Genomic DNA, 26652 nt, shown 5'->3' with positions numbered 1-26652 from the left:
GTCTCGCGCGGCGGCCCGGACGCTCGGGACGGCGAAAACGCGGGGCAAGCGAAACGATCCCGAAACGCCGGCGGCGATCCCGACCGACGCCCGAAACACGCGGCGCTTAACAGCGGCACCACCGGGGCGCGCAATCGGCGGGTCCCGCGCCGCGAGGAGCCCCGCCATGATCCTGGACGCCTGTCGTCGTCTCGCCCACCCGATTCTCGGCGTCCGCCGGTCCGCAAGCCCTTCGGCGCAAGGGGCGCGAGGCGCGCGCCCGACACGCGCGGCGGCCGCGAGCATGGCGTCCGCCTGCGAGTTCGATTACGCTTTCTACGCGCATCTGACGGCGTGCCGGCGCCCGCCGGTCCGCCGCTGACCGGCGGCGGCGGGAACCGGCCGGCGGGGAGGGGCGATGACGGGCGACTGGATCAGCTTCGAGGTCGGCGAACGCGCGCCCGCGACGCCCGCGCACGCGCCGTGGAAGCTCCTCGTGGTGGACGACGACCGGGCGGTGCACGAGGGCACGCGCTTCGCGCTGGAGGCCTTCTCGCTCCACGGGCGCGGCTTGCGGCTCCTGGGCGCCCATTCCGGTGCCGAGGGCCTGGCGCAGATGCGCACCCATCCGGACGTCGCGATCGTGCTCCTGGACGTCGTGATGGAGAGCGACGACGCGGGGCTTCGCCTCGCGCGTGCGATCCGCGAGGAGCTCGGCAACGAGCTCGTGCGCATCATCCTGCGCACCGGCCAGCCCGGCCAGGCACCCGAGCACCACGTGGTGGTGGACTTCGACATCAACGACTACAAGGCCAAGACCGAGCTCACCGCCGACCGCCTCTTCACCACGATCACCGCCGCGCTGCGCTCGTTCGAGCAGCTCAAGAAGCTCGACGACATGCGCGCCGGGCTGGAGCTCATCGTCGGCGCCTCGTCCGACCTTCTCAACGAACGCTCGCTGTCCGGCCTGGCGCGCGGCGTGCTGCTGCAGCTCAACGCGCTCCTGTCGCTGGAGTCGGACGGCATGCTGGTGCTGCGCGAGGAGGCCGGCGGCGAGCCGACGGTGCTGGCGCGCCTCGGCAGCTTCGAGGCGGGCGAGGGGATCGACCTCGCGGCCCTGATCGCCGAGGCGGCCGACTGGCGCGCGCCCGTGCACCGCGACGGACGCGTGCACCTCTACGTGCGCACCGGCGGCGGAGCCGAGATCCTGGTGGTGCTCGACACCCAGGCGCCGCTCGACGCGACGCAGGCCTCGCTCGTGTCGGTGTTCTGCGCCAAGCTCGCGGCCGCCTTCGACAACGCCCGCATGCACGCCGCGATCGTCGCCGCGAACGAGGGGCTGGAGATGGAGGTGCGCGAACGGACGCGCGCGCTGCGCACCGCCAACGAGCGGCTGGAGATCCAGAGCGGCCAGTTGAAGCGGGTCAACGCCTTCAAGAACGAGATCCTGGGCACCGTCGCGCACGACCTGAAGAACCCCCTGGCGGTGATCCTCGGCCGGGCCGAGATGCTGGCGGCGCTGGCCGGCGAACTGCCCGAGGCGGTCCGCGCGCCGATCGACACGCAGACCGAGCACCTGCGCACCGCCGCGCGTCGAATGGCCCGCATCGTCGACCTGTCGGTGTCCGACGCCATGGCCGACGCGATGGACGTGCGGGTCAACCCGCGCCGCGCCGACCTTGCCGAGGTGGTCCGGGCGGCGGCCGAGATGAACGCCCCCCTGGCCGCGTCCAAGGATCAGGTCCTCGCCGTATCGCTTCCCGAGGGGGTGGACCTTCGCTGCGACCCCGACCGGCTGGGCGAGGCGATCGACAACCTCGTCAGCAACGCGGTCAAGTACACCCCGGCGGGCGGGCGGATCGAGCTCGCGGCCGGCCGCGAGGGCGAAGCAGCCTTCGTGCGCGTGTGCGATTCGGGGCCAGGCCTGCGGCCGGAGGACCTCGCCCGCCTGTTCGGCCGCTTCCAGCGCCTGTCCGCCCAGCCCACGGCCGGCGAGAGCTCCACCGGCCTCGGCCTGTCGATCGTCCACAAGATCGTGGACCTGCACGGCGGCCGGATCGACGTGCTCGAGACCGGTCCGCTGGGCGGCGCCGCCTTCACCGTCACCCTTCCCCTCAGCCCCCTGGCCGCCGAGCCGCCCGAGAGACGCCCATGAGCGAACCCTTGATTGCCGTGGTGGACGACGAGGAGCCGACGCGCGCCATGATCGGCGACTATGTCGGCATGAACGGCTTCCGCACCGTCGCCTGCGACGGCGGCGCGTCCTTCCGCGAGCTGCTGACGCGCCAGACCCCCGACCTGGTGGTGCTGGACCTCAACATGCCGGGCGAGGACGGCCTGTCGCTCGTGCGCTTCCTGAAGACGGAGACGCGCATTCCCGTGATCATGCTGACGGCCACCGCGAGCCTCGTGGACCGCGTGGTGGGGCTGGAACTGGGCGCCGACGACTATCTGGCCAAGCCTTGCGAGCTGCGCGAGCTCCTGGCGCGCATCCGCTCCGTGCTGCGCCGCGCCGCCGCCGCGGCGCCGCCCGCCGGCGAGGCCGAGAGCACCCGGCGCGTGCGGTTCGGCACCAAGTGGCTCGACCTCGACGCGCAGCTCCTGTGGGACGAGGGCGGCGGCTCGGTGCAGCTCGTCCAGAGCGAGTTCAGCCTGCTCAAGGCCTTCGCCGAGAACCCGCGCCGCGTGCTGACGCGCGAGCGCCTCCTGGATCTGGCGAGCGCGCGCGACAGCGACCCGTTCGACCGGGCGATCGACGTGCGCATCACCCGCATCCGGCGCAAGGTCGAGCCCGATCCCGCCCATCCGACCGTGATCCGCACCGTGCGCGGGGCCGGATACATCTTCTCGCCCGAGGCCGCGCCCGGGACGAAATCGGCATGAAACGAAACCGCCGCATGGTCCGGCCATCGCGACCTCACCCGGATCATGCATGGACCACGTTCCGCCCAGCCGCCTGACCCCCGTCCTGTCCGGACCGGCGCCCGGCGTCCTGGCGGCGCGCCGTCGCTCGCGGTGGCCGCGTCTCTTCCGGCCGACGATCGCCCAGCGCGTGTTCCTGGTGGGCGCCATCCCGATCGCGCTGATCGCGCTGGTCGGCTTCCTGTCGGTGCTGCTCCTGGACCGGGCCGACCTCGCGCGCGACGGGGCGCTGGAAGCATCCAACATATATCGCCAGGTCGTCTCGGGCATGAGCGCGCAGGACGCCTTCGTGTCCGGCGCCCGCAGCGCGCGCGAGCGGCAGGCGGCGGCCTTCTCGGCGTCCGTCACCGGGGCGTCCGCCGGGCTGCGGGCGCTGGAGGGCCGGACGAGCGATCCGGTCCAGGCGAGTTCCATCGTCCAGACGCGCGCCACGCTCCAGCGCTACCAGGCGCTGATGGGCGAGCTGACCCGGGCGACGCGCGAGAGCGACCGGCTGGTGGGCGAGATGGACGCCCGGCTCCAGACGCTCCTTCGCCTGACCGACGATGCGCGCGAGCGCCAGACGCGATCCAACCACGGCCTCGTGGACACGCTCACCGCGCGCGACCGCGCCCTCGGCCTGACGCGCGACGTGGTGGACAGCGCGCTGGCGCTGCGCGCCGCGCTCGCCGACGGGATGCTGGTCCTGGTCGGCGGCCGCTCGCCCTCCGAGACCAGCGTGTCGGCCTCGTTCGAGATGGCGCGGATGCGCAACGCGGCCGCGCGGCTGGCCGAGGCGATCACCGCCGCGAAGGCGGGCGGCGCCGGCGAGCGCGCGGCCCCGGACCTCGGCACGGGAAGCCCGCGCGCGCTGCGCGACGCGCTGGAGCGGGTGGACCGGCAGCTCAAGGTCGACATCACCGCCCAGCGCACGCTCCAGGGCGAGATCTCGAACCTCCTCGCCTATACGGTGGACGCGCACGAGACCGAGCAGGCGACGCAGAACATCGCGGTCGACACGCTGAAGCTCGCCCGCTACTCGCGCGAGGTGATCGGGGCGCGAAAGGCGGACGCCATCCCCGCCATCGACGCGCAGGGGCGCAGCATCGGCGAGAAGGTCGCGGCCCTGCCGATCTCGCCCCGGATCCAGAGCGAGATGATCGACGCCCTGGACGAGTGGCGTTCCGGCCTGCGGGCGGTGCGCCAGGGCCTGGAGGAGCAGTCGCGCCTCCTGATCGACATGTCGGACACGGCCGGCATCATGCTGCTCCAGGTGTCGGGCCTCAACAACGATCTCTCCCGCCACGCCGACGCGATCGGTTCGGCGGTGCGCCGCATCCTCCTCGCCGGCGGCGGCATGGCCTTCCTTCTGGCCTCGGGAGCCGGGCTCATGGTGGCGCGCTCGATCACCAAGCCGCTGCACCGGCTGGAGCGCGGCATGATCGCGCGCGCCAGCCGCACGGACGCCGGCCTGCTGCCCGAGGCCGACCGGCTCGACGAGCTCGGCTCCATGGCGCGCGCCACCAACAACGTGCTCCAAGAGCGCGACGGTCGCGAGGCGGCGCTGCGCCGGGCCAAGGAGGAGTCCGACGAGACGCTGCTGCGCCTGCGCGAAACCCAGGCCGACCTGATCCAGGCCGAGAAGCTCGCCTCGCTCGGCCAGCTCGTGGCGGGCGTCGCGCACGAGATCAACACGCCGCTCGGCGTGGCCCTGACCACGGCCACGACCATGGCCGGCGACGTGCGACGCTTCGAGGCAGCCACCGCCGACGGGCGCGTGACGCGCGAGGCCTTCTCCTCCTTCGTCGCGCGCATGGCCGAAGGGACGCGGCTGACGACCTGCAACGTCGAGCGCGCCGCCGGCCTCGTCCACGCCTTCAAGCAGGTGGCGGCCGACCAGGCGAGCGGCGAGCGACGCGAGTTCGAGTTCGGCGAGTTCGCGCGCGACCTGTTCACCAGCCTCGGCCCCTTGCGCAAGCGCGCCGGCCACGAGCTGGAGGTCGCCTGCGAGCCGGGCCTGCGCCTCAACTCCTATCCCGGCGCGCTGGCGCAGGTGCTGACCAACCTCCTGTCCAACGCCTATGCCCACGCCTACGCGCCGGGGCAGACCGGCACGATCCGCGTCGAGGCGCAACGCCAGGGCGCGGGCGCGTTGCGCATCGCCTTCTCCGACGACGGGCGCGGCATCGCGCGCGAGGACCGCCCGCGCGTGTTCGACCCGTTCTTCACCACCGGCCGCGCCACCGGCTCCACCGGCCTCGGCCTCCACATCGTCTTCAACCTCGTGACCGCGACGCTGGGCGGCAGCGTGTCGCTCGCCGGCGGCGCGGGGCCGGGCACCACGTTCTGGGTCGACCTGCCGCTGGACGCCCCGCGCCACGACGGGCCGGCGCGCGCCGCCGGCCGGGCGGCGGACGCCCGATGACGCCCGCCCGCCGCCGCCTCGCCGCGCTTCTCCTCGCGCTGTGCGGCGCGTCGCCCGGCACGGCGGGCGCGAAGACCTTCGTGTTCTGCTCGGAGGGCGATCCCGAATCGATCAGCCCGCAGCTCGCCATCACCGGCACGGCGATGGACGCCTCCAAGCCGATGTTCAACACGCTGGTGGAGTTCCGCCCGGGCAGCACGCAGATCCGGCCGGCGCTGGCCACCTCCTGGACCATTTCGCCGGACGGGCTCGACTACACGTTCGCCCTGCGCGAGGGCGTCGCCTTCCACGCCAACGACGACTTTGCGCCGACCCGTCCGCTGGAGGCGCGCGACGTGGTCTTCTCGCTGGAGCGGCAGTGGAAGAGCGACCATCCGTTCCACGCCGTGTCCGGGGCGCGCTTCGACTATTTCCAGGACTCGGGCTTCCCCGACCTGATCGCCGCGATCGAGGCGCCCGACGCCCGGCACGTGCGGATCCGCCTGACGCGACCGGAGGCACCGTTCCTGGCCAGCCTCGCCATGCCCTTCATGTCGATCCTGTCGGCCGAATACGCCGACCATCTCCTGCGCGAGGGTCGGCCCGAGGCGCTCGACACCGCGCCCATCGGCACCGGGCCCTTCGAGTTCGTCGGCTTCAAGCCGGGCGTGGCGATCCGCTTCCGCGCGTTCGAGCACTACTGGCGGGGCCGCCAGCCGATCGACACGCTGGTCTTCTCCATCACGCCCACCACCCGGCCCGGCTCGCCAAGCTGTCGGCCGGCGAATGCCACATGAGCGCCTTTCCCGACGCGGCCGACCTGCCGGCCTTGCGCGCAGACCCGGAACTCAAGGTCTACGAGACCGAGGGGCTGAACGTCGGCTACCTGGCGATGAACACGCATGTGAAGCCGTTCGACGACGTGCGCGTGCGCCGGGCGATCAACATGGCGATCGACCGGCAGGCGATCCTGTCCGCCGTCTATGTCAGCGGCGCGGTGGCCGCCAAGAATCCGATCCCGCCCACGCTCTGGGCCTTCGACAACGACATCCGTCCCTATCCCTACGATGTCGCCATGGCGCGCAAGCTGCTGATCGAGGCGGGGTTGGAGAACGGGCTCGGCGCCGACATCTGGTACATGCCGGTATCGCGCCCCTACAATCCCAACGCACGGCGCGTCGCCGAGATGATCGCCGCCGACCTCGAGACGCTCGGCATCCGCCTCCACCTGCGCACCACCGAATGGAACGCCTATCGCGTGGCCATCATGGGCAACGAGGACGTGCCGCTGGTGCTCTACGGCTGGGCGGGCGACAACGGCGACCCGGACAACTTCCTCCACACGCTGCTCGGCTGCACGGCGGCCCGGCCTGGCGGCAACAACGTCGCGCGCTGGTGCGACCCGGAATACGACCGGCTGGTGCGCGAGGCCAAGACCGTGCCGGACGTGGAGGAGCGCAAGCGCCTCTACAGGCGAGCGCAGGAGATCTTCCACCGCGAGGCGCCCTGGGTGCCGCTCGCCCACTCGATCTTCTCGGTGGCGGCGCGGCGCGAGGTGACCGGCTATGTCGCCGATCCCCTGTTCTACCACGCGTTCGAGGGGGTGGACCTTGCCCCGGCGACCGGGCCGCCGCCGGGCTAGGGGCGGGTCAGGCCAGCGCGCGCTCGGGCGCGAGCACCCGCGCGATCGCCACCTCGAGGTCCTCCATCCCGTAGGGCTTGGGCAGCACCGTCACGTGCGGATCCTCGCCGGGCGTCACGCCTGCCACGTGCCGGTCTCCGGTCGCGAACACGATGCCCACCGCCGGCTTCACCTGCCGCGCCTCGACGGCGAGCTCCGTGCCGGACATGCCGGGCAGGTTGACGTCGGTCACCAGCGCGTCGAAGGGCACGGTCTGGATCGCGGTCAGCGCGTCCTCCGCCCGGCCCGCCTCAACCACCACGTAGCCGAGGTCCTTCAGCATGTCGGCCGTGTTCATGCGGATCAGCCCGTCGTCCTCCACCAGGAGCACGGTGCCCTTGCCCGTGGGCTGAGGCTCGGCGGGGCCGGCGCCCGTGCCGCCGGTCCGCGGCGACGCGGGGTCGGCCTCGTGCCCTTGCGCGGCGGGCGACAGCGCGGGGCCCTGGAGGGTCCTGCGGCCGGCGCCGCGCTGCGCCTGATTGGCCAGGACGTGGCGGATCTTCCGGGCCAGCGCCTCGCGCGTGTAGGGCTTGGGCAGGAGCTGCACCCCGGCGTCGAGCCGGCCGCCGTGGACGATCGAGTTCTCGGTGTAGCCGGAGGTGAAGAGGACCGCCAGCGACGGCAGGCGCTCCTTCGCCTTGCGGGCGAGCTCCGGGCTCTTGAGCTTGCCGGGCATCACCACGTCGGTGAACAGGATGTCGATCGGAATGCCGCTTTCCACGACGTTCAGCGCCGACTGGGCGTCCACCGCCTTCAGGACGCGGTAGCCGAGGTCGGTGAGCATCTCCACGGCGGTGGCGCGCACCTCCTCGTCGTCCTCCACCACCAGCACGGTCTCCGTGCCGCCCGAGACCGGGCCGGCGTCGACCTCGATCTCCTGGTCTTCGCGCTCGGCCGAGCGCGGCAGGTAGAGCCGGATCGTGGTACCCTGGCCGAGCTCGGAATAGATGTTCACGTGGCCGCCGGACTGCTTCACGAAGCCGTAGACCATGGAGAGGCCGAGGCCCGAGCCCTTGCCCTCCGCCTTGGTGGTGAAGAAGGGCTCGAACACGCGCTCGATCACCTCGGCGCTCATGCCGGCGCCGGTGTCGCTCACCGCGAGCATCACGTACTGCCCGGCCGAGACCTCGTGGCGCCGGGCGTAGTCGTCGTCCAGATGGGCGTTGGCGAGCTCGATGGTGAGGCGGCCCTGGCCGTCCATCGCGTCGCGCGCGTTGATGGCGAGGTTGAGCAGCGCGTTCTCGATCTGGGTCGGGTCGATGAACGTGTTCCACAGGCCGCCGCCGAACACGGTCTCCACCTCGACGCCCTCGCCGATCGCGCGGCGCAGCATGTCGTCCATGCCGCGCACGAAGCGCGTGACGTTGACGACCTTGGGCTCCAGCGCCTGGCGCCGGCCGAAGGCGAGGAGCTGCGAGGCGAGCTTGGCCCCGCGCGAGACGCCGGCCAGCGCGTTGCGCACGCGCGTCTCGGCGCGCTCGTTGCCGGCGATGTCCTTCAGGAGAAGCTGGAGATTGCCCGAGACCACCTGGAGGAGGTTGTTGAAGTCGTGGGCGACGCCGCCGGTCAGCTTGCCCACCGTCTCCAGCCGCTGCGAGCGGTTCAGGGCGGCCTCGGCGAGCTGCCGCTCCTCCACCGCCTGGGCGACGCGCTGCTCCAGCGTCTCGTTGAGCTGGCGGAGCTGCTCCTCGGCGCGCTCGCGGTGGCGGATCTGCCGCTCCAGCACGCCGGCGTGCTCGCGCATCTGCTCCTGCGCCAGGCGCTCCTCGGTGACGTCGGTGTGGACGCCCACCCATTCGCGCAGGGTGCCGCCCTCGTCGACGATCGGCACCGCCCGGATTGAGAACTGGCGCCATTCGCCCGAGGCGACGCGCACCCGGTGCTCGAACACGAAGGTCGCACGCGCGGCCACCGCCTCGTTCCAGGCGACCACCGAGGCGTCGGCGTCCTCGGGATGCACGGCGTCGGCCCAGCCGAAGCCCTCGTACTCGGCCTGCGTCTGGCCGGTGAGCGCGGCCCAGCCGGGCTGCTCGCCGCACATGCGCCCTTCCGCCGAATTGGTCCAGAGCGTCGAGTGGATGGCCGAGACGGCGGCGCGGAAGCGCTCGTTGGAGCGGCGCAGGTCGTGGCGCGCGCTCTCGCGCTCGGTGTGTTCGATCACCGTGCACAGGACGCCGCCCACGGCGCCGTCGCCGCCGCGGATCGGCGTGTAGAAGAGGTCGAACACGACGTCGCCGAGGGCGCCGTTGCGGAACAGGCGCATCGACTGGTCGCGATAGGTCTCCGCCCGCCCGGCCAGGCCGCTCGCCAGGACCTTGCGGTTCCAGTCCCAGATCTCGGGCCAGACGGCGGGCACGGTGCCGCCGAAGGCCGCCGGGTGCTTGTCGCCGGCGATCTCGCGATAGCCGTCGTTGTAGATCATCACGTGGTCGGGTCCCCACATGAGGACCTTGGGAAGCTGCGAATCGAGAACCGTGTCCACCACCGCCGACAGGGCGACCGGCCAGGCGGCGCGGGGCCCGAGCGAGGTGGCGGACCAGTCGGTCCGCTCCAGAAGCGCGCGCGCCGGCACCGGTGTCTCCGGCTCGAGGTCGGGCGCTGCGCTCATCCGTAGGGTCTCCCGGTTGCGCCCGGCCGATGCGGCCGGGGGTGCCAACGCCTTGACATGCCGTCAAAATGCGTCGTCGGCAAGGCCGATTCCGAGAGGCGCCTTCGCATCTCAGGCCGGCCGGCCGAGCAGCCCGCGCCCGGCGAGATAGCGCATCAGCTCGGCGATGCCGAAGCGCCAGGGCTGCGCCGCGTCGGTGTGGACCACCGTGTTCTCCAGCCGGCCGAGCCGGGGCGAGGCGATGGAGACGCGGTCCCCCACCTTGTGGGTGAAGCCCTTGCCGGGCGCGTCGCGGTCCTCCACGGGGGCGAACAGCGTGCCGAGATAGAGCATCATCCCGTCCGGATACTGGTGATGGCGCCCGAGCGCCTGCGCCACGAGGTCGGCCGGGTCGCGGCTGATCTCGCGCATAGAGGAGCGGCCGTCCAGCCGGTAGCCGTCGCCTGCGCCCTCCACGGTGAGCGTCAGCTCGGCGGCGCGCACGTCGTCCAGCGTGAAGCGCGCGTCGAACAGGCGCAGGAAGGGGCCGATCGCGCTGGAGGCGTTGTTGTCCTTGGCCTTGCCGAGCAGCAGGGCCGAACGGCCCTCGACGTCGCGCAGGTTCACGTCGTTGCCGAGCGTGGCGCCCCGGATCCGGCCGCGCGAATCCACCGCCAGCACCACCTCCGGCTCCGGGTTGTTCCATTCCGAGGAGGGCAGGATGCCGATCTCGGCGCCCCAGCCGACGCTGGCCAGAACCGGGGCCTTGGTGAACACCTCCGCGTCCGGCCCGATGCCGACCTCGAGATACTGCGACCAGTATCCGCGCTCCTGGAGGATGCGCTTCACCTCGGCCGCCTTGGGCGAGCCGGCCACGACGTCGGTGAGCGCGCCGCCGATCACGGAGCCGATCTCGCCGCGGATGCTGGCGGCCAGGGCGAGGTCGCCCTTGGCGCGCTCCTCGATCACGCGCTCGATCATGGAGCGGGCGAAGGTGACGCCGCAGGCCTTCACCGTCTGGAGGTCGCACGGGGCGAGGAGCACGGGCCGCGTCTCGCGGTCCGGCCCGTTGCGCCCGCTCGCCGCCGCCACCGCCTCCAGCGGCCATTCGCGCCCGCCCTCGATCCGCGCCAGCGCGCCCGCGGGATCGTCGAGTTCCAGGAGCTGCGACACGGTCGGCGCGGCCTGCGTCGCCTCCACGAGGCGCTCGCCGCGCAGGACCACCACGACCGGGCCGCCGGTCTCGGGATCGAACAGGCGGCCGACCAGCACGGCGTCGGCCGCGTCCGCCGGAAGAAGGGCCGGAAAGGGGGAAGGGGTGCTCATGTGGTCCGTCCATCGCTCGGGGGCGAATCGCGTCCGCCGGCGGGCAGGGGACCGCAGAACCGACGCCGCTTGCAAGCGCGCGTCGTGCTGCGCCGCGTCATCGCGCTCAGCGTCGGCGCGTGAGCGAGGCGAGCCGCGTGCGCCAGCCGACGGGACGCTCGGGATCGGCCATGTCGGATTCGGCCAGCATCTCCTCGTCCACGGTGAGCGGGCGCAGGGGAAGCGGCTTCAAGCGCGCCTCCCCCAGCTCGTCCACCACGCCCGCGAGGCGGCCGCGATGGCGCTCCAGCGCCCGTCCGAGCGTCTCCATGGAGACGCCGAGATGCTCGGCCAGCAGCCCGTCGCGCTTGGCCAGGATCGCCCGGCGCGTGTCCTCGTCCCCCGGGCGCGCCTCGATCAGGAGGTCGCATTCGGTGTCGTAGCCCATGGAGCGGTTGTTGAGGTTGGCCGAGCCGAGCTTCAGGAGCCGGTCGTCGGCCACCATCACCTTGGCATGGACGTAGATCGGCGAGCCGGCCGCGTTGACGGGAAAGCGGATGCGGAACCGGTCGAACCGGTCGGCCCGCTTCAGGAGGCGCATCAGGCGGATGCGCGCCGAATCCATCGCCTTGGCCTCCAGCCAGCCGTCGGCCGTGTCGGGGTTCACCACCACGATGTCGGGTCCGTCGGGCTCGGCCAGGCGCTCCGCCAGCGCCAGTGCGATGCGGCGCGAGGCGAAGTACTGGCTCTCCACGTAGAGGTTGCGCCGGGCGGCGGCGATCACCGACAGCGTCGCCGCCTCGATCTCGCAGACCTGGGGCCGCGCGCCGTATTCGGGCGCGGTGCGCGCGATGCCGATCTCGACGTCGCGAAGGTCGGTGCCGAGCCCGTCCGGCCAGATGGGGCGCGCGCCTGCGATCGGGTCCAGCACCTCGCCCGTGGCCTGCGCCCAGCGGTCGCGCGCGAGCTCGGCCAGGGCCCCGGCGGCCGGCCCCGTCAGGCAGCTCGTGGCGTCGTGCCACGGGCCGAGCGGCTTGCCGCGCGGCGAGCGGCGCCCCGGCCGGTCCTCCTCGTGCTCGCGCGTGTCCCAGCGCCCTGTGGTCATGTCGATCCCGCCGCAGAAGGCGAGCGTCTCGTCCACCACGAGGAGCTTCATGTGGTGGGCGCCCAGAGGCGGATGGGCGCCGTCGAGCTTGAGGCGCACGCGCCCGCCCATCATCCAGTTCAGCATGAAGACCGGCGTCTCGCCCCGCGCCAGGGAGTTGAGGAGGCCGAGGTCCCATTTCAGGATCCGCACGTCGAGGTCGGGCCGACGCCGGACCAGCCAGTCCAGGAGCGGGCCGATTCGGTTCGGCCCCTCCAGCGTCCGGCGCTCGGGCTCGATCTCGATGCGCGCGTCGAAGTCCCAGCCGATCAGCAGGATCGAATGGCGCGCGGCGAGCATCGCCTGCTTGGCATGGAAGAAGAAGTCGGCCGCGTCAACGATCACCGAGAATCGCTCGGCGCGCCGGATGCGCCAGCAGGTGTCGCCCTCGCGCAGCGTCCGGGCGCTTGCGTCCTCCGGAAGGGTCATCGCCAGGCTCGTTCCCCCGTGTGGTGCCGTCGTCGGGAAACATGGGGGAGGGAACGCGCGCGCCAAGCCGGGGCGGACGCGCGACGGCCGGCGAAATCGCGGCGCGTTAGACGTTTGTTCAATCTCGGACCTTAGAACCGTAGCTGCAGCAGCGAAGCGGACGGCGACAGGCCCCCTTCGCCAGGCATGATGCCGATGTTGCCCGACGGTTCGACCGTCATGTCCCAACAGTATTCGTTTTCGGGACAAGCAAACCAATGTCTAGCGTTAACTTCAATGCCGCCGCGACCTCTGCCCTGCGCACCCTGCAGCAGACCAACTCGGCGCTCGACTCCACGCAGAGCCGCATCTCCACCGGTCTGAAGATCGGCGAGGCCAAGGACAACGCGGCCTACTGGTCGATCTCCACGACGCTGAAGTCGGACAACAAGGCGATCTCCACCGTCTCCGACGCTCTGAGCCTCGGCGCGGCCACCGTCGACACGGCCTACCAGGGCCTGAACGCGACGCTTTCGGTTCTCGACGAGATCAAGTCGAAGCTGACGGCCGCCACCCAGGACGGTGTCGACAAGTCGGCCGTGCAGTCGGAAATCGCCGAACTGCAGAAGCAGCTCAAGTCCATCGCTTCGTCGGCTACCTTCTCAGGCGAGAACTGGCTGTCGGTCAACACCAGCACGAACGACTACTCGTCCTCCAAGACGGTGGTCTCCTCGTTCACCCGCGACGCGTCGGGCAGTGTATCGCTCGGCTCGATCGGCATCGACATCAGCAAGATCGCCCTGTTCGACGCCAACGGCGCAGGCGAGGGCATCCTGGACAGCGGCAAGCTCGGCAACACCGCCACGGGCGGCCTGAGCAACGTCTACGCTGCGGGAACCGCGGCCTCGCCAGCGACCTCCGGCGGCTTCACGTCGGGCGTCATCGACGTCTCCGGTCTGGCGGTCGGTGACCATGTCACCTTCAACCTCGCGATCGACGGCGCTGCCGCCGCTCCGCAGAACGTCACCCTGACGGCCGGTGCCGGTGGTGTCGTGACGCTTGCGAGCCTTGCGAGCGACCTGAACGCGATCGCCGGCATCACGGTGGGCGTCGACGACAGCGGCACGAAGCTCGTGTTCGCCTCGAGTACGGCGAGCGGCACGTCCAACGTCGCGGTCGACACGTTCGCCTACACCGACAGCGTTCCGGCTGCGAAGACGCCTTCGCCGGCAACCGGCCTCGCCGATCAGACGGGTACCGCCGGCAAGGCGGCGGTGAACTTCGCGGCGGCCGCGGCGACCGTGTCGAACTTCTCGGGCCCGATCACGCTCGACTCCAACGACACGATCATGTTCAACGTGGCGGTCGACGGCGGCGCTTCGAAGCTCGTCACGATCAGCAAGTCCACGGTGGATGCCGCCCTGTCCTCGACGGACGGCGTGATCACCACGGACGCGAACTTCCTGTCCGTGATGCAGCAGGCTCTGACGGATGCAGGCGTCACCGGCGTCACCGCCGACCTGAACGGAACGGCCGTCCGGCTGACCAGTGCCGCCACGAGCGGCGCGTCCTCCGTCTCGATCACCGACGTGAGCGCGGACAAGGGTTCGGGCGTGACGAGCATCGACATCACGGACAAGTCGGCGGCCCAGATCACCGCCTACATCAACACCGTGAACACGGCGATGAACGCCATCACGGCGGGTGCGTCGAACCTCGGCGCCGTGGCGGCCCGTATAGACCTGCAGAAGACCTTCGTGACCAACCTCATGGACACGATCGACAAGGGCGTGTCGGGTCTCGTGGACGCCGACATGAACGAAGAGTCCACCAAGCTCCAGGCGCTGCAGGTCAAGCAGCAGCTCGGCGTGCAGGCTCTGTCGATCGCCAACCAGTCGGCTCAGAACGTCCTGCGTCTGTTCCAGTAAGAACGGGGACCCGCGACGGGCCGGCGCCTCGGGGCGCCGGTTCCCGAACGGGACAGGAGGCTCCCGGACCCATGCGGGTCCGGGAGCCTTTTCGCGTATCGGCTCAGCGGGCGGCGAGGAACTCGCCGGCCTCGATCAGCACGAACTCGTTGTCGTCCGCCCGGTCGAGGGCGCGGCCGGCCGAGAAGGGGAAGTTGTTGTCGTTGGCCACCACGATATGCGTCCCGTCCACCCGGTCGACGTTCTCGATCGTCACGAAGGGCATGTCGTGGACGCCGTCGCGGGTTCCCTGCCGGGCGCGGCCCTGCGGATCCTCGACGTTCAGCAGGTCGACGTAGCCGATCTTGCGCACGGCCTCGCCCTCATTCTCCTCGCCCATCTCGATCTTGTAGACGCGCTTGAGCCTGGCGGGGGTCGCGAAACAGTCCGCCGCAGGTTCGCCCTTGCATGCCTGCGAGGCGTGTCCGGCGCCGTTGTCGCGCTCGATCACGAGGGCGGTGGTGTCGTCCAGCATGTTGAAGTCGCCGATAGCGACGCCCCCTTCTGCGAGCGGATACAGCCAGAAGCGGCCGGTCCAGTCGCCCTTGGCCGTGTCGAACTCCAGGACCCGCAGGGCCGTGCGACCGTCCGCGGTCTTCTCCACCGCGCCGTCCCGGTAGATCGGTCCCTCCAGGAGCGCGTAGAGGCGCGTGCCGTCCGGCGAGCGGGCGAGACCCTCGAAGCCGCCGGACCGCTTCAGGTTGAAGGGCGGCATGGGCTTGGTCGGGTCGGCCGGCAGTTGCAGCAGGGGGTTGTCCGGGGAGGCCACGGCGACCGAGCCGAGCCGCGTCTCGTGGACCGACCGGAGCTGGCCCTCGCGGTCGAAGCGCAGGAGCCAGGGGCCGAACTCCTCGCCCACCCAGAACCCGTCGGGCACCGGCTGGATCGATTCCACGTCGAAGTCGGCGCCGGTGAGGTAGCGCGTGTCGGAGCCCTCCAGCGCGATCGGGAAGGGAGCGATCCGGTCGGGATCCGACAGGAACACGGTTTCCCGGCGGTCCACCATGCCGGCCTGCCAGTCGATCGCGAGGTGGTGGAGCATCAGCGCCGCGTCGCCGGAATTGGCCTTGGAGCCGAAGCCGTTGTCGGACAGGGTCCAGAACGTGCCGTCCTCCATCCGGCGGATGCCGGAGAAGCCCTGCACGGGTTGGCCCGCGATCGGCAGGCCGTAGCCGGTGGGGCGTACGCCGTCCCGGCCGGGCACCGCGCCGAGCGTGTCCGTGCGGCGGCGGTCGGGCGTGGTGAACTTGCCGGCCTTTGCGAGGTGGGCGGGTGCGTCCGCCGGCGCGGCGATCGTGGTGTCGGCGGGCAGCACCGCCTGCGCGGCGAGGCGGGCGGGAAATCTCCGGCCCTCCGTGTCCTGCGCGAGGGCGGACGAGCCGATGGCGAGCAGCGCGAGGCCGCCGGTGAGAAGCGGGTTCATGGGGGTCGGTCTCCTGTTGGCCGGACGGCCGGGAAACCAACCCAAAAGCGTGACGGGCGCGCGACGCGCCGATGACGTGTCGGTAACGCGACGCTCAGGCGCAGGCGGCGCAGAGGCCCTTGATCTCGACGGTGGTGCGCCGGGGCGCGAAGCCCGCCCCGCGCGCCCAGGCGCCGAGCCGCGCCTCCACCGCCTCGTCGGCGAACTCGGCCACCGAGCCGCATTTCTCGCAGATCGCGAAGGCCGTGAGCGCGTGGGCGCAGGCGTGCGGATGGGCGCAGGCGACGAAGGCGTTGAGGCTTTCCAGCCTGTGCACGAGGCCGTTCTCCAGGAGCTTCTCCAGCGCGCGATAGACCTGGGGCGGGGCGCGCAGCCCCTCCGCGCGCAGCGCGTCCAGGATGGAATAGGCGCTGAGCGGCCCGTCCGCCCGCTCCAGGATGTCGAAGACGAGCTTCTGGTTGCGCGTCAGCCCGGCCTCGGGGGCGGGGCCGTGGTGGTCGTGGTCGTGATGGTGCGGGCTCATCGCTCGGCGTTTCTCCCAGGCGCTCGGAGCGCGCGACGCTCGGGGCCATCCCTATATGGCGGCGGCCGGCGCCCGGCGAAAGGGCGCCGGCCGCCTCGGCTCAGCTCGTGCCGAGCGCCCTGGCCAGCTCGGCCGCGTTGTGGCGGAACATGTCGAGATAGGTGGCGGCCGGCCCGCCCGGCTCCGACAGGCTGTCGGAGAACAGCGAGCCGCCGATCTCGGCGCCGGTCTCGGCGGCAATGCGCTGGACGAGGCGCGGGTCCGAGATGTTCTCCACGAACACGGCGCGGATCCCGTCGGCGCGGATCTGGTCGATGATGCGCGCCACGTCGGCGGCCGAGGCCTCCGATTCGGTGGACACGCCGTTCGGCGCGATGAACGCGATCCCGTAGGCGCGGCCGAAATAGCCGAAGGCGTCGTGCGAGGTGACGACCTTGCGCCGCGCGGCGGGCACGGCGTCGAGCTCGGCGTGGATCTCGCGGTTCAGCGCCGCCATCTCGGCGATGTAGGCCGCGCCGTTGCGCTCGTAGTCGCTCGCGTTGGCCGGGTCGGCCGCCTTCAGCGCCTCGGTGATGTTGCGGGCGTAGATCTGGCCGTTGGCGAGGTCCTGCCAGGCGTGCGGATCGTTCGGCCCATGGTCGTGTCCATCATGGTGCTCGGCGGCGTGGTCGTGGTCGTCGTGGTCGCCGTGCTCGGCATGGTCGTCGTGCGCTTCGTGCGCCTCGTCGGCGAAGGCGAGCGGCTTCACGCCCGTGGAGGCGACCACGGTCTCGCCCGCGAAGCCGGAGGTCGAGACGAGGCGCGGCAGCCAGCCCTCGAACTGGAGGCCGTTGGTGACCAGGAGCTTCGCCTTGCCGAGAAGGCGGGCGTCGGCCGGGGTCGGCTCGAACACGTGGGCGTCGCCGCCGGGGCCGACCAGCGAGGAGACGGCGACATGCTCGGCCCCGATGCGGCTGGTCATGTCGGCGAGGATCGAGAACGAGGCGACCACGGGCAGGGGCTCCTGCGCCCGGGCGGCGCCCGACAGGGCGAGAAGCGCGGCGGCGCCGGCGGCGAGACCGAGGAACTGGCGACGAGGGATCATGCGGATGAACTCCTGTGGAGGGTCAGCCCGCCGCCACGGCGCCTCGAAAGGCGCGCGAGGCGAGGCTGTCGACGCGCCCGACGAGAACCGACAGGGCGTAGAGGGCGCTCGCCGACAGGATGATGGCGGGCGAGGCGGGAAGGCTGAGGTGGTAGGAGACGAGGAGCCCGGCGAGCGAGGACAGGAGGCCAACCAGCACGGCCACCGCCATCTGCCCCGGCACGCTCTCGGCCCAGAACCTGGCGGCGGTCGCCGGCAGCATCATGATGCCCACCACCATGAGCGTGCCGAGCGCCTGGAACCCGCCCACGAGGTTGAGCACCACCAGCGCGACGAAGCTCATGTGCACGACGCCGCCCCAGCCGCCCACCGCGCGCAGGAAGCCGGGGTCGAGGCATTCCACGATCAGCGGCCGGTAGATGGCGGCCAGCGCCAGCATGGTCAGCGTGGCGATCGAGGCCATCAGGAAGAGCGCCGCGTCGTCGAGGCCGAGAACGGTGCCGAACAGGACGTGCAGGAGGTCGATGTTGGAGCCGCGCACCGAGACCAGGAGGACGCCGAGCCCCAGCGAGAAGAGGTAGAAGGCGGCGAAGCTCGCGTCCTCGCGCAAGGTCGTGTAGCGCGACACCAGCCCCGCCAGCAGCGCCACGGCGAGCCCGGTCAGGATGCCGCCGAGCGTCATCGCGAAGAGCGAGAAGCCGGCCACCAGGAAGCCCACGGCCGCGCCGGGCAGAATGGCGTGCGCCATGGCGTCGCCCACCAAGCTCATGCGCCGGAGGACCAGGATCACGCCGAGCGGGCATGCGCCCAGGCACAGCGCCAGGCAGCCGGTCAGCGCCCGCCGCATGAAGGCGTAGTCGGCGAAGGGGGCGATGGCGAGCTCGTGGAGGCTCATGCGGCGCGGCTCCCTTCGGCCGGCGGCGCCTGCGTGTCGAGGTCCTCGCTCAGCGCCTGCGCGCGCGCGAGGTTGGGCCGCGCCAGGGCGTCAGGCGTGCGGCTCCAGGCCACCGTCTCGCGCGCCAGGAGCAGCGTCTCGGGAAAGTATTCCCGCACGAGCTCCATGTCGTGCAGCACCGCGATCACCGTGCGTCCCTCGCCGTTCCAGCGCCGCACGAGGTCCATCAGCTCGCGCGTGGTGCGCGCGTCGATCGCGGTGAAGGGCTCGTCCAGGAGAAGCAGCCGGGCGTCCTGGAGCAGGAGGCGCGCGAACAGCGCGCGCTGGAGCTGGCCGCCCGACAGGGTGCCCACCAGCCGGTCGCCCAGACCCTCGAGGCCCACGGCGGCCAGCGCCGCCTCGACCTCGCCCGCGAGGTCGCGACCGATGCGGCCGAACGGCCCGGCGCGCCGCCACAGGCCGAGCGAGACGAGGTCGAGGACGCTGATCGGAAACGAGCGGTCGAGCTCGCCGGCCTGCGGCAGGTAGCCGATGTCGCGCCGCCGCACCCCGTCGATCAGGATCCGGCCGCCGCTCGCCCGGACGCTGCCCATGATGCCCTTGAGAAGGGTCGACTTGCCCGCCCCGTTGGGCCCGACCACGGCGGTCATCGAGCCCGGCGCGAAGCGGCCCGAGACGCCGGTCACGGCGGGCCGGCGCCGGTAGGCGAGGGTCAGGTCGCGCAGCTCCACCGCCGGCGCCGCGCCTCGTGCGTCGGCCTTCACGCGGCGATCGCCCAGAACACCGCGCCCCAGAGTGCCAGGGTCCCGGCCAGCGCGATCACGAGCCGCTCGGCGGCCGAGCGCCGGAGGAAGGAGGGAGGGCGGTGGCGGATCGGGGGCATGGGCTCACGCGTCGGGACGAGTTGGCGGAGTGATATAACATTACACCACGGGGAACAAGCCGCTCGCTATCCGCCGAGCGCGCCCGCGCCGCACTCGCGCGCGATTCACCATTGCACGCAAGACTCGCCCCCGTTCGGGCCCGCGCCACATTGAGGACGCGATGACAAGCGAGGCCGCAGCGGCTATGACGCGGTGCACGCGCCGTGGCTCGGCATTCTCGAACCCACCAGCGCCGGGAACGGAACACGATGGCTTTGGGCAGACTCCTCTTCGCGCTGACCGCCCTGGTGCTGGCGGCGCTCGCCGGCGTCCTGTTCGCGGTGGTGATCACGGCGAACGGCACGACCTGGCTCCACGTCATCCAGATCGTGCTCCTGGCCGTGTGCTGCGTCTGGCTCGCCTGGGGCTTCAACACGGCGGTGACGGGCATCCTGTTCGGCCGCACGCGCCGGCGCGAGCGCAAGGCCGGCACGCTGCCGCCCGCCTCTCAGCACAAGACCGCGATCCTGGTGCCGGTCTACAACGAGGACGCGGCGGCCGTGATGGCGCGCGTCGCCGCGATGATCGAGGGGCTGCGCTTCATCCGCCGCATGGACGGGTTCGTGTTCTTCGTCCTGTCCGATTCCACGAAGGCGGAATGCGTCGCCGACGAGAAGCGCACGATCCTGAAGCTGGCGGGCGAACTGGAGACCGGCTCGGTCCTGTTCTACCGCAACCGCGTGAAGAATGTGAACCGCAAGGCCGGCAACATCGAGGACTACGTCACCAACTACGGCGGCGCCTACGAGTACATGATCGCGCTCGACGCCGACAGCCTGATGCGGCCGGAGACGCTGGTCGAGATGGTGGCGCGCATGGACGCCGACCCCGAACTCGCCCTGCTTCAGACCCAGCCGCTGATCATCGGCCGCAAGACCCTGTTCGGGCGCGCGCTCCAGTTCTCGGCGGCGCTCTACTCGCCGATCTTCTCACGCGGGATCGCCGCGCTGCAGGGGCGCGAGGGGCCGTTTTGGGGGCACAACACGATCATCCGCACTCGCGCCTTCGCCGACTGCTGCGGCATGCCCAAGCTCTCGGGAGCGCCGCCCTTCGGCGGGCTGATCCTGTCCCACGACTTCGTGGAGGCGGCGCTCCTGTCGCGCTCGGGCTGGAAGGTGCGGCTCGACCCCGACCTCGAGGGCTCCTTCGAGGAGGCACCCGCCAACATCATCGAATACGCCAAGCGCGACCGGCGCTGGTGCCAGGGCAACCTCCAGCACGGGCGGCTCCTCGGCGCGCCCAACCTCCGGCTCTGGAGCAAGGTCTCCATGATCTCAGGGATCATGGCCTACGCGGCCTCGCCGATCTGGCTCCTGTTCCTGATCGCCTCCATGCTGGACCCGGTGCTGGCGCCCGCGCCGAACTACTTCCCGGCCGACAGCCTGTTTCCGGTGTTCCCGACGCCCGAGACCGGCAAGGCGCTGCTGCTGCTGCTCGGCATCTTCCTGCTCCTGCTCCTGCCCAAGACCCTGATCGCCTTCCACACGGCGATGTCGCGCCGCGCGCCGCGCTTCGGCGGCGGCTGGGCGGTGCTGCTCGGGGCGACCTGCGAGCTGATCCTGACCAGCGCGCTGGCGCCGATCATGATGCTGTTCCAGTCCAAGGCGGTGGCCGAGATCCTGATGGCGCGCGACAGCGGCTGGCCGGCCACCGAGCGTGAGGACGAGGGCCTGCCGCTCGCGGCCGCCTTCGCGGCGAGCTGGTGGATGATGATCGCGGGCGCGGTGCTCGGCACCGTCGCCTACGTCTACTCGCTGCAGCTCTTCCTGTGGGTCTGCCCGATCGCCATCCCGCTGTTCTTCGCGCCCTTCTTCATCTCGCTCACGGGCGATCCCGGCCTCGGCGAGAAGGCCCGGCGCCTCGCGATCTTCAACACGCCCTTCGAGACCGACCCCGAGCCGGTGATCCGCTCGGCGGCGGTCTGGCATGCCCGCCTGTCGGGCGAAGCCGACGAGCGCAGGGACGCGGCCGCGCCCGCCGGCATGCCGCAGCCGGCCTGAGACGAGGGGACGAGGCCATGGCCAACGCCGACCGATTCTACCATGCCGTCGCGGGCGGCCTGCCGCCGCAGACGCAGCGCACCACCCAGAGCGCGGTGTTCACCGACGCCTACGCGGTGATTCCCGGCGGCACCATGGCCGACATCACCGCGAGCTACCTGCCCTTCTGGGAGGGCACGCGCGCCTGGATCATCGCGCGGCCCCTGTCGGGCTTCGCCGAGACCTTCTCGCAATACGTCATGGAAGTCGCCCCCGGCGGCGGCAGCGACCGGCCGGAGCCGGACGCGGGCGCGCAAGGGGCGCTGTTCGTGGTGGAGGGCGAGGCCACGGTGACGCTGGACGGGACCGAGCACGCGCTCGCGCGCGGCGGCTTCGCCTACCTGCCGCCCGGCCGGGCCTGGACGCTGCGCAACCGCGGCGCGGCCCCCGTGCGCTTCCACTGGATCCGTAAGGCCTACGAGGCGGTGGACGGGCTCGGCTTTCCCGATCCGGTGTTCTCCAGCGACGACGCGGTGGCGCCGGCGGTGATGCCGGACTGCGGCGGCGTCTGGGCGACCACCCGCTTCGTCGACCCGGCGGACCTGCGCCACGACATGCACGTCACCATCGTGACCCTGCGGCCGGGCGGGGTGATCCCGTTTCCCGAGACCCACGTCATGGAGCACGGGCTCTACGTGCTGGAGGGCAAGGGGGTCTATCTCCTGAACCAGACCTGGGTCGAGGTGGAGGCCGGCGATTTCATGTGGCTGCGCGCCTTCTGCCCGCAGGCCTGCTACGCGGGCGGGCCGGGACCCTTCCGCTACCTGCTCTACAAGGACGTCAACCGGCACCCCAAGCTGCGCTGGCGCTGACACCCACAACCACGGATCGGGCGGCGGGGGGCCGCCGGAGGGAGAAGAGACGATGAAGGCATCCGACAAGCGCACGCTGAAGCGGGCGGGGATCGAGGTCACGGCGCTGGGCATGGGCACCGCGCCGCTGGGCGGGCTCTACGCGCCGGTCGCGCTGGCCGACGCGCGCGCCGCCATGCGGGCGGCCTGGGAGGCGGGCATCCGCCATTACGACACCGCGCCGATGTACGGCCTGACGCGCTGCGAGCACCTGACGGGCGAGCTCCTGCGCGAGGAGGACCCGGCCTCCTACGCGATCTCCACCAAGGTCGGACGCCTGATGAGCTTCGACCGGCCGGGCCGCCAGCTTCCGCCCGAGGGCCCGAAGAACGAGTTCGACTCGGGCTGGAACAACGGCCTCTCGTTCCGAGAGGTGTTCGACTATTCCTACGACGCGATCCTGCGCTCCTACGACGATTCCCGCCAGCGCACCGGCTGCCCGAAGCTCGATCTCCTGTTCGTGCACGACATCGGCCGGGTGACGCACGGCGAGCTTCACGAGCACCATTGGGGCGCGTTGACCCGCGGCGGCGGCTTCCGGGCGCTGGAGGAGCTGCGCGCGGCCGGGCTGATCGCCGGCTTCGGGCTCGGCGTGAACGAGAACGAGGCCATCCTCGACGCGATGGAGGAGACCGACCTCGACGTGTGCCTGCTCGCCGGGCGCTACACGCTGCTGGACGGCTCGGCGACCGAGAAGCTCCTGCCGAAAGCGGTGGAGCGCGAGGTGGCGCTGGTGGTCGGAGGAGTCTTTAACTCCGGCATCCTCGCCTCCTCGTCGGGGCGCCGGAAGTTCAACTATGTCGACGCCCCGGCCGAGATCGTCGCCAAGGCCGACGCGCTGCGCGCTGCGTGCGCCGCGTTCGACGTGCCGCTGCCGGCCGCCGCGATCCAGTTCCCGATGCGCCACGCGGCCACCGCGAACGTGGTGATCGGGGTCAAGACGGCCGACCAGCTCCGGCAGAACGTCGAATGGTTCGAGCAGCCGATCCCCGAGGAGCTCTGGCAGGCGCTGGAGACGCAAGGGCTCGTTCCCGCCGGCTGAGGCACTGGGCGGCGCGCGAAACGGCACGGGCGCCGTTTCGCGCGACATCGCGATGCGGTAGGACCGAGGGGCGCGATGCGGCTCGCGGGATCGGAAAGGGGTGCCATGGAAATCGAACAGGCCCCCGGAGAGCCGCGGCGCGACGAGCTGGCCTACCGGCTCAAGCAGCAGAAGCTCCTTGCCGAATTCGGCCGGCTCACCCTCCAGGCCGCGGATCTGCCGGCGCTCTTTGCCGGCGCCACGGAACTGTGCGCGCGGGGGCTGGAGGCGCCCTACTGCAAGGTCCTGGAATACCGCGCGCCGCAGAACGACCTCCTGATGCGCGGCGGCTGGGGCTGGGGGCCGGGCGAGGTGGGCGTCGCCACGCTGGGCGCCGACCTCGAATCGCCGGCCGGCTACGCCTTCCACACCGGCGAGGCGGTGCTGTCCAACCACCTGACCGACGAGACGCGCTTCCGCACGCCCAAGCTCCTGGCCGATTACGGCGTGCGCCGCGCGGTCAACGTCCTGGTGGACCGGGGCGGCCACCACCAGCGGTCCTTCGGCGTTCTGGAGGTGGACAGTCCCGATCCAGGCGACTTCGATGCGTCCGACGTCGATTTCCTGTCGGGCTGCGCGCGGGTCCTCGGCGCGGCGATCGAGCGGGTGGAGACCGACCGGCATCTCAAGGAGGCGCTGGAGACGCAGGCCATGCTGACGCGCGAGATGAACCACCGCGTCAAGAACAGCCTCGGCGTCGTGGGTGGCCTCCTGCGCGTCAACGCCAATGTCGTGTCCGATCCCAAGGCCAAGGCGGCGCTGGTGGACGCCGAGGCGCGCATCATGACCATCGCCCGCGTCCACGACCACCTGTGGAAGGGCGCGAGCGTCACCGAGGTGGACCTGTCGACCTTCCTGGACGATCTGTGCTCGCAGCTCGGCTTCGCCACCGCGGGGCTGGAGATCCAGTGCCGCGCCGATCCGGTCGTGGTCAGCGCCGACAAGGCCATTCCCGTCGGGCTGATCGTCAACGAGCTCGTCACCAACGCGGTGAAATACGCCTACGAGGAGGGCGAGCCCGGCGTCATCGAGGTGGCGCTGTGGCAGAAGGGCGAGCGCGCCATGCTGCGCGTGCGCGACGGCGGTAGGGGCTTGCCGGAAAGCTTCGACCTGGAAGCCTCGCGCAAGAGCTTCGGCATGCGCGTGATCCTCAGCCTGGTGCGCCAGCTCGACGCCGAGCTGACGGTGGAGAGCGTGCCGCGCGGCGCCTCGTTCCTGCTGGCCTTCGACCCGGTCACCGCCTCCTGAGCGTGTCGGGGCCCGCGCGCGGCGGGCCCGTCCGGTTCACAGAACGGGCAGGGCGCCCACGATGCGCAGCGACAGGCCCTCCCAGGGGTCGAGCACGATGCGCAGCTCGCCGTTCTCGGCCAGGTCCCCCTCCACCGTCTCGGCGATCATGTCGACCACCGGGCCCGAGCGCACGTTCGGCAGCACCACCGTCTCGTCCACCGGCTCGCGGCCGAAGTTGAGCGCGGTGACCTGCGTGCCGCGCCCGTCGGGAAGCTCGTGCACCATCAGGAGGAGGCCGGGCGTCGTGACGTCCGGGATCGCTGTCTGGCGGCTGGCCGCGATGCCGTAGGCCTCGCGCACCGCCAGGAGGCGCTTGAGCTGCGAGGCGAAGGAGCCGGGGTCGTTGAGCTGCTCGTTGATCGGCCCGTAGAGCGCGCGCGAGCGCGGCAGCCCCTCGGCCGAGGTCGGGGCTTCCGGGTTGAGGCCGGTGAGGTCGTAGGCGCCGCGCTCGATCCAACGCGTGTCGCCGTCCTGCATGTAGTCCGCCACCGCCTCCGGCGGCAGCGGCAGCGCGCCCACGAGGTCCCAGCCCGACAGGGCGAAGATGCCCGGCTGGAAGGCGTTATACATGGCCATCAGGAGATGGCCGCGCTGGATCTCGGCGCGGTCCTCGTCGGTGATGTCCGACAGGTCGGTGATGCCGAGCGCCGCGGTGACGACGCTGGCCGACGTGCAGGCGATGCCGTTGGTGACGAAGCGCAGGTTGTAGGGCGCGTTGGCGCCCGACAGCTTCTCGTACATGGTCTCGCGGATGCGCGTGCGCAGCGTGCGGCCCTGCCAGGTCTGGCCGCCGAACGTGTAGATGTCCTCCGAGTGGAGGGTCCAGAAGTGGACGAGCTCGGTGGTCAGCTCGTCGTGGTTCTGCATGGCGTGGATCAGGGAGGCCGGGTCGATGCCGAACTCGTGCACCATGCGCAGCATCATGCGCAGGAACTCGGTGTCGCCGGTCAGAAGCGCGTGCTGGTAGGCCGGCCGGGTGATGAAGTCGTAGGACAGGTCCGCCCCGCCCTTCGACATGGAGGCGATGTCGTCCACCGTGAGGTTGAGCTCCTGGAACGAGAAGCCGCCCGCCTTGCGGATCATGCCCGCCAGCAGCGCGTTGCCCGTCACCGAGAGCGGGTGGCTTTCCGACCAGGCGGGGCCGTCGAGCCGCTTCTCGACGCCCAGGAAGCCGTTGGCGTCGAGCCGCAGGCCCCGCGCGCCCATGTGGTCGATCGAATGGAGCGCGTCGCCGATGATCATCTGCTGCGCGGCGAAGGACGGGTCCAGCCAGTTGAGGCTCGGCTGGCCTTCCTTGAAGTAGTGGAGGTAGACCCAGCGCCGCCGCACGCCGTCGACGCCCGTCACCGGACCCGTGGCGCTCCAGTCGGTCTCCTTGACGCCCGGCTCGAAGAAGATGACCCGCTGGAGTTGGCCCACGATGTGGCCCTTGTCGCGCAGCGCGTCCACGGTGGCCGGCGTCAGGTTCACCGCGTCGCGGCCCTCCGGCACCTCGGGCAGGAGGTCCCAGTCGTCCTCCGGGATCGCCACCATGTGGTAGAGGCCGGGATAGGTGGAATGGTTCATCTCGGCGAGGCGGAAGTCGACGCCCTTGCCGGTATGGGCGGGGATCACGTCGTCGATCACCACCGCGTTGTGGGCCGCGGCCATGCGCGAGATGGCCACGAACTCCTCGGCGGTGCCGAAGGACGGGTCGATGTCGAAGCCGATGCGGTCGAAATTGCCGTCGATCGTGGGCGTGAACGTGCCCGCTCGCCAGCCGCCGGCGCGCTTGGTCGGGCCGGTGTGGATGCCGCGCACGCCGATCGAGGACAAAGCGGACCACAGCGCCGGGTCGCCGAGCGTCGCCAGCACCGTCTCGCCCGGCCGCGTGACGATCGAGGCCGGATAGGCGGTGAACCACACGGGCGCCACGGCCGAGGCGACGCGCGGGCGCGTCTCGGCATAGGGGCGCTGCCAGAACCGGCCCTGGCCGCCGTAGGACGCGGCGTGACGGCGCGCCTGGTGCAGCATCGAGGTCTCGACCATCTGGTCGATCGTGTCGGTGTCCGGTCCGCTCATGAACGCAAGGCCCTTCTGGTCTGGTCGTGGAGGCATCGTCGGGCCCTTCCGAGCCCGCCCCGCGAGGCTGCGTCCCCTCGCGAGGCTCCATCTAAGGGCGCGGGGC

20 protein-coding genes are annotated in these 26652 nt (G+C 71.4%); 10 read left to right on the top strand and 10 right to left on the bottom strand.

Annotation, left to right across the window (positions count from 1 at the left end):
• Positions 1-397 precede the first annotated feature (397 nt).
• The 5 genes from D3218_RS03460 to D3218_RS20300 are packed head-to-tail and all read left to right on the top strand — an operon-like array spanning position 398 to position 6926.
• The gene (locus D3218_RS03460) at positions 398-2134 is read left to right on the top strand and encodes a sensor histidine kinase (protein ID WP_245414907.1); all 1737 of its coding nucleotides are present in this window, start codon (positions 398-400) and stop codon (positions 2132-2134) included.
• Positions 2131-2862 carry a response regulator gene (locus D3218_RS03455; RefSeq protein ID WP_119538525.1) on the top strand — a complete coding sequence of 244 codons (732 nt, stop codon included), beginning with the start codon at positions 2131-2133 and terminating at the stop codon, positions 2860-2862. The genes D3218_RS03460 and D3218_RS03455 overlap by 4 nt, the downstream gene beginning before the upstream one ends.
• A gap of 49 nt (positions 2863-2911) precedes the next feature.
• The gene (locus D3218_RS03450) at positions 2912-5305 is read left to right on the top strand and encodes a sensor histidine kinase (protein WP_119538524.1); all 2394 of its coding nucleotides are present in this window, start codon (positions 2912-2914) and stop codon (positions 5303-5305) included.
• The gene (locus D3218_RS20305; protein WP_342635105.1) at positions 5302-6081 is read left to right on the top strand and encodes an ABC transporter substrate-binding protein; all 780 of its coding nucleotides are present in this window, start codon (positions 5302-5304) and stop codon (positions 6079-6081) included. The genes D3218_RS03450 and D3218_RS20305 overlap by 4 nt, the downstream gene beginning before the upstream one ends.
• Positions 6078-6926 carry an ABC transporter substrate-binding protein gene (locus tag D3218_RS20300; RefSeq protein WP_342635104.1) on the top strand — a complete coding sequence of 283 codons (849 nt, stop codon included), beginning with the start codon at positions 6078-6080 and terminating at the stop codon, positions 6924-6926. The genes D3218_RS20305 and D3218_RS20300 overlap by 4 nt, the downstream gene beginning before the upstream one ends.
• A 7-nt stretch (positions 6927-6933) precedes the next feature.
• On the opposite strand, the gene D3218_RS03440 is transcribed toward D3218_RS20300, so the two are convergent.
• The 3 genes from D3218_RS03440 to D3218_RS03430 form a co-directional block, all read right to left on the bottom strand.
• Positions 6934-9573 (bottom strand): response regulator, encoded by a 2640-nt coding sequence (locus D3218_RS03440; protein ID WP_119538523.1) that lies wholly within the window; start codon positions 9571-9573, stop codon positions 6934-6936.
• A gap of 111 nt (positions 9574-9684) precedes the next feature.
• Positions 9685-10878, bottom strand: coding sequence for a fumarylacetoacetate hydrolase family protein (locus tag D3218_RS03435; RefSeq protein WP_119538522.1), 1194 nt, complete (start codon positions 10876-10878; stop codon positions 9685-9687).
• 106 nt (positions 10879-10984) lie between these two features.
• Positions 10985-12430 carry a phospholipase D-like domain-containing protein gene (locus D3218_RS03430; RefSeq protein ID WP_119538521.1) on the bottom strand — a complete coding sequence of 482 codons (1446 nt, stop codon included), beginning with the start codon at positions 12428-12430 and terminating at the stop codon, positions 10985-10987.
• A gap of 257 nt (positions 12431-12687) precedes the next feature.
• Between D3218_RS03430 and D3218_RS03425 the strand changes: the two genes are divergently transcribed.
• Positions 12688-14337, top strand: a complete 1650-nt coding sequence (locus D3218_RS03425) for a flagellin N-terminal helical domain-containing protein (protein ID WP_119538520.1) — start codon at positions 12688-12690, stop codon at positions 14335-14337.
• Between the two features lie 103 nt (positions 14338-14440).
• Here the strand turns inward: D3218_RS03425 and D3218_RS03420 are convergent, their stop codons facing one another.
• From D3218_RS03420 to D3218_RS20230, 6 genes are all read right to left on the bottom strand, one after another.
• Complete coding sequence (locus D3218_RS03420) at positions 14441-15799, bottom strand: esterase-like activity of phytase family protein (RefSeq protein WP_119538519.1); 1359 nt, start codon at positions 15797-15799, stop codon at positions 14441-14443.
• A 94-nt stretch (positions 15800-15893) separates the two neighbouring features.
• Positions 15894-16322: a Fur family transcriptional regulator gene (locus D3218_RS03415; RefSeq protein ID WP_119538518.1), complete on the bottom strand. Its 429-nt coding sequence runs from the start codon at positions 16320-16322 to the stop codon at positions 15894-15896.
• Between the two features lie 100 nt (positions 16323-16422).
• Positions 16423-17406, bottom strand: coding sequence for a metal ABC transporter substrate-binding protein (locus D3218_RS03410; protein WP_119538517.1), 984 nt, complete (start codon positions 17404-17406; stop codon positions 16423-16425).
• Positions 17407-17428: 22 nt separating this feature from the next.
• A complete protein-coding gene (locus D3218_RS03405) occupies positions 17429-18301 on the bottom strand; it encodes a metal ABC transporter permease (protein ID WP_119538516.1) in 873 nt (290 codons plus the stop codon).
• Positions 18298-19065, bottom strand: coding sequence for a metal ABC transporter ATP-binding protein (locus D3218_RS03400; RefSeq protein ID WP_119538515.1), 768 nt, complete (start codon positions 19063-19065; stop codon positions 18298-18300). The genes D3218_RS03405 and D3218_RS03400 overlap by 4 nt, the downstream gene beginning before the upstream one ends.
• A complete protein-coding gene (locus tag D3218_RS20230; RefSeq protein WP_280959956.1) occupies positions 19062-19184 on the bottom strand; it encodes a hypothetical protein in 123 nt (40 codons plus the stop codon). The genes D3218_RS03400 and D3218_RS20230 overlap by 4 nt, the downstream gene beginning before the upstream one ends.
• A gap of 204 nt (positions 19185-19388) precedes the next feature.
• Between D3218_RS20230 and mdoH the strand changes: the two genes are divergently transcribed.
• The 4 genes from mdoH to D3218_RS03380 all read left to right on the top strand — a co-directional run bounded on the left by mdoH (position 19389) and on the right by D3218_RS03380 (position 24443).
• Positions 19389-21224, top strand: coding sequence for a glucans biosynthesis glucosyltransferase MdoH (gene mdoH, locus D3218_RS03395; protein WP_280959955.1), 1836 nt, complete (start codon positions 19389-19391; stop codon positions 21222-21224).
• A gap of 17 nt (positions 21225-21241) precedes the next feature.
• Positions 21242-22075, top strand: a complete 834-nt coding sequence (locus D3218_RS03390) for a bifunctional allantoicase/(S)-ureidoglycine aminohydrolase (RefSeq protein ID WP_119538513.1) — start codon at positions 21242-21244, stop codon at positions 22073-22075.
• 52 nt (positions 22076-22127) lie between these two features.
• The gene (locus tag D3218_RS03385; RefSeq protein ID WP_119538512.1) at positions 22128-23156 is read left to right on the top strand and encodes an aldo/keto reductase; all 1029 of its coding nucleotides are present in this window, start codon (positions 22128-22130) and stop codon (positions 23154-23156) included.
• 105 nt (positions 23157-23261) lie between these two features.
• Positions 23262-24443 (top strand): sensor histidine kinase, encoded by a 1182-nt coding sequence (locus tag D3218_RS03380; protein WP_119538511.1) that lies wholly within the window; start codon positions 23262-23264, stop codon positions 24441-24443.
• 36 nt (positions 24444-24479) lie between these two features.
• Here the strand turns inward: D3218_RS03380 and treS are convergent, their stop codons facing one another.
• Positions 24480-26546 carry a maltose alpha-D-glucosyltransferase gene (gene treS, locus D3218_RS03375; RefSeq protein ID WP_119538510.1) on the bottom strand — a complete coding sequence of 689 codons (2067 nt, stop codon included), beginning with the start codon at positions 26544-26546 and terminating at the stop codon, positions 24480-24482.
• Positions 26547-26652: the final 106 nt, after the last annotated feature.

This window comes from Aureimonas flava (assembly GCF_003583935.1).
Lineage (GTDB): Bacteria > Pseudomonadota > Alphaproteobacteria > Rhizobiales > Rhizobiaceae > Aureimonas > Aureimonas flava.
This window is presented reverse-complemented; position numbering and strand designations above follow the sequence as displayed.